At 66.5% G+C, this 3,347-nt stretch carries 3 protein-coding genes; 2 read left to right on the top strand and 1 reads right to left on the bottom strand.

The window, feature by feature from the left end; genetic code table 11:
- The first annotated feature begins 143 nt into the window (after window positions 1–143).
- Both istA and istB read left to right on the top strand, forming a co-directional pair.
- Complete coding sequence (gene istA / locus ACIQR3_RS38210) at window positions 144–1,799, top strand: IS21 family transposase (protein WP_403546196.1); 1,656 nt, start codon at window positions 144–146, stop codon at window positions 1,797–1,799.
- Window positions 1,793–2,587: an IS21-like element helper ATPase IstB gene (istB, locus tag ACIQR3_RS38205; RefSeq protein ID WP_403546198.1), complete on the top strand. Its 795-nt coding sequence runs from the start codon at window positions 1,793–1,795 to the stop codon at window positions 2,585–2,587. Before istA ends, istB begins: the two co-directional genes overlap by 7 nt.
- A gap of 49 nt (window positions 2,588–2,636) precedes the next feature.
- On the opposite strand, the gene ACIQR3_RS38200 is transcribed toward istB, so the two are convergent.
- Entirely contained in the window at window positions 2,637–3,164 is a 528-nt protein-coding gene (locus tag ACIQR3_RS38200) for a DinB family protein (RefSeq protein ID WP_403546194.1), read from the bottom strand.
- Window positions 3,165–3,347 lie beyond the last annotated feature (183 nt).

Here is a 3,347-nt window from a genome sequence, read left to right as displayed (position 1 = left end):
TGGCTTTGTATCTCAGTGCGGGAGTCGTTCCGAGGTGACTCCGGGAGTCATCTTCTGACCGAGTTTGCGATGTCGGTTTGTTTTGACGTCACCCGGGGGCTTGCAGTGCGACGGTGGAGTGTGCTTCTGCCGCAGGGGGCCCTATGGGGAAGTCGCAGTCGAAGGTCGATCTGTACGCCGCGATCCGCCGTGACCACCGCGGTGGCATGTCACAGCGGGCTCTGCAGCGCAAGTACAACGTCACCTGGCGGACGGTGCGGAGGGCCCTGGACGGTCAGTGGCCGGAGCCCCGCAAACAGCAGCGGCGCCGGGAGTCTCGGCTGGATCCCTACAAGCCGCTGATCGACGGGATTCTGCAGGCGGATTTGGATGCGCCGACCAAGCAGCGGCATACCGCCCAGAGGATCTTCGACCGGCTGGTGGAGGAGCACGGTGCCGACGACATCTCCTACCCCATGGTCCGCACCTATGTGAAGGACCGGCGGCCGGAGATTCGGCGAGATGCGGGCATCGGCCCGCAGGCGATGTTCGTGCCGCAGACCCACCTGCCCGGCGCGGAAGCGGAGGTCGACTTCGGCGAGGTACACGTGCTCCTGGCGGGCGAGCTGACCCGGCTCTATCTGTTCTCGCTGCGGTTGTCGTACTCCGGCAAGGCCGTGCACCGGGTGTTCGCCACCGCAGGTCAGGAGGCGTTCTTCGAAGGCCATGTGCACGCCTTCCGGGTCCTGGGCGGCATCCCGCGAGCGCACATCCGCTACGACAACCTGCGGGCCGCAGTCGAACGGGTGCTGGGCTTCTACCGGGGCCGAGTGGAGACGGACCGCTGGACGGCATTCCGCTCGCACTGGGGCATCGAGCCGTTCTACTGTCGGCCCGGCATCGAGGGCGCCCACGAGAAGGGCGGAGTCGAGGGGCAGATCGGCTACTACCGCCGCAACCACTTCGTCCCCGTCCCCGAAGTCGCCTCACTCACCGAGCTGAACGCGATGGTCGACCAGTGGGACCAAGACGACGAAGCACGCAGGCTACGAGGCCGCACCCGCACCATCGGCGACTACTTCGCCCAGGAACAGCACTTGCTGCGGCCGCTGCCCACAGAGCCGTTCGAGACGGGACGCTGGTTCACCCCGAGGGTCAACCGCTTCAGCCAGATCAGCGTCCGCGGCAACGCCTACTCGGTACCGGTCCGCTTCATCGGGCGTCAGCTGCGAGTGCTCCTCCATGCCAACGACCTCGTCGTCTACGACGGTCGCACCGTGATCACACGGCACGAACGTCTGGGCGGCCGGCACGGCTCCCGCCTGGTCCTCGACCACTATCTGGAAGCCCTGCTGCGCAAGCCGGGCGCCTTTCCCGGATCGACCGCGCTGGAACAGGCCCGCTCAGCAGGCCGCTTCACCCCCGTCCATGACAAGTGGTGGGCCGCGGCGAAGGCTGCCCACGGTGACGCGGCCGGCACCCGTGCACTGATCGAGGTGCTCCTGCTGGCCCGGCACATGGACCACGAGCAGGTCGTGGCCGGTCTGGCCGCCGCCTACCGGGCCGGAGCCCTAACCGCCGACGCGGTCGCATTGGAGGCACGCAAGCTCGCCGAGTCAGACGGTGACCCGGTCCCACCGGCCCGTCCCGGGACAGAACAGGCGACGAAGGACGAGGGACCGACCGCGTCGGTGACCTTCCTCGCCGACTGGAAGCTGTCCCATCTCCCGCCCGACACCCGGCCGCTTCCCTCGGTGACCCACTACGACCAGCTACTCAAACGGCCTGGCCGCACGGCAGGCGAGAAAGAAGGATCATGAGTCCACGCAAGCGCGGGCTGACCGAAGAAGCCGCCACCGCCTCCATCGACCAGGCATGCCGCATGCTGCGGCTGCCCACCATCCGCCAGCAGTTCAAAGACCAGGCCGACGGCGCCGCCCGTGAGCAGATGTCCTACCGGGCTTTTCTGGCAGAGCTGCTGATGGCGGAATGCGACGATCGGGCCCGGCGCCGGTCCGAACGCCGTATCCGGGCCGCGGCCTTCCCCCGGGAGAAGAGCCTGCGGGCCTTCGACTTCGACGCCAACCCCAACGTCGACCCGGCCACCGTCAACACCCTCGCGACCTGCGAATGGGTCAAGAAGGGGGAACCGCTTTGCCTGATCGGCGACTCAGGCACCGGCAAGTCCCACCTGCTGATAGCCCTGGGCACCGAAGCCGCCATGCAGGGCTTCCGCGTCCGCTACGCGCTGGCCACCAAGCTCGTCAACGAGCTGGTCGAGGCTGCCGACGAGAAGCAGCTGTCCAAGACGATCGCCCGCTACGGCCGCGTCGACCTTCTCTGCATCGACGAACTCGGCTACATGGAACTCGACCGGAGGGGCGCTGAGCTGCTGTTCCAGGTCCTGACCGAACGCGAGGAGAAGAACAGCGTCGCCATCGCCTCCAACGAATCCTTCAGCGGCTGGACGAAGACCTTCACCGATCCCCGGCTCTGCGCGGCCATCGTCGACCGCCTCACCTTCAACGGCGCGATCATCCAGACCGGCACCGAGTCCTACCGCCTCGCCCACACCAAGGCCCTGGCCGAGCAGGCCGCCGCCGGCTGATAGGGAGTGCCGAATGCTGGCGCGGTCCTTTCGACCGCGCCAGCACGTCTCACGCGCCGGTGGCTCCGTCAACCTGCTCGCGGATAAGGTCGGCATGACCGTTGTGACGTGCGTATTCCTCGATCATGTGCACCATGATCCAGCGCAAAGACACTCCCTGATCGCCGACGTGACCCGCTTCCTGCTCGGACAGGTGACCGGAGTCGTCCAGCGATGCGTCAGCGATCAGCTCGCGCCCTCGGGCGACCTCCGCTTGCCAGGCAGCCGTCGCCTCGTCGAGTCCTCGTTCCGGCTGAAGAGCGAAGCCGTCGGGGTTGCCCTCCCCGAAGACAGGCGACACGGTCAGACCTGCGAACACACGCTGGAACCAGTTGCGCTCCACCTCAGCCATGTGCTGAACGAGACCGAGCAGCGTCATCGACGACGGTGACGCCGCAGCCCGCCGTAATTGATCATCTTTCAGGCCCGAACACTTCAGGGCCAGAGTCGCACGGTGAAAGTCCAGCCATGCTTCCAGCATGGCGCGCTCGTCGGCATGCGCGGGCGGGATCGGCCGTCCATCCGGTGTCGTATTCATGAGCACACCCTGGCAGCGGCGGCCTTGGACCACGACCGTCTTCGCTTGCGACGAACACGTGTCTCGGCCGTCTTCCACTGCGGGTCAGTGACATCAAAACTCACTGACATTGATCTTGCTGAGCCATACGAAGCGACTCCCGGAACCGCCTCCAAATGACTCCCTCACAAAGTGACACAGCCA

Source organism: Streptomyces sp. NPDC090994 (assembly GCF_044768905.1).
In the GTDB taxonomy this organism is placed as follows: Bacteria; Actinomycetota; Actinomycetes; order Streptomycetales; family Streptomycetaceae; genus Streptomyces.
This window is presented reverse-complemented; position numbering and strand designations above follow the sequence as displayed.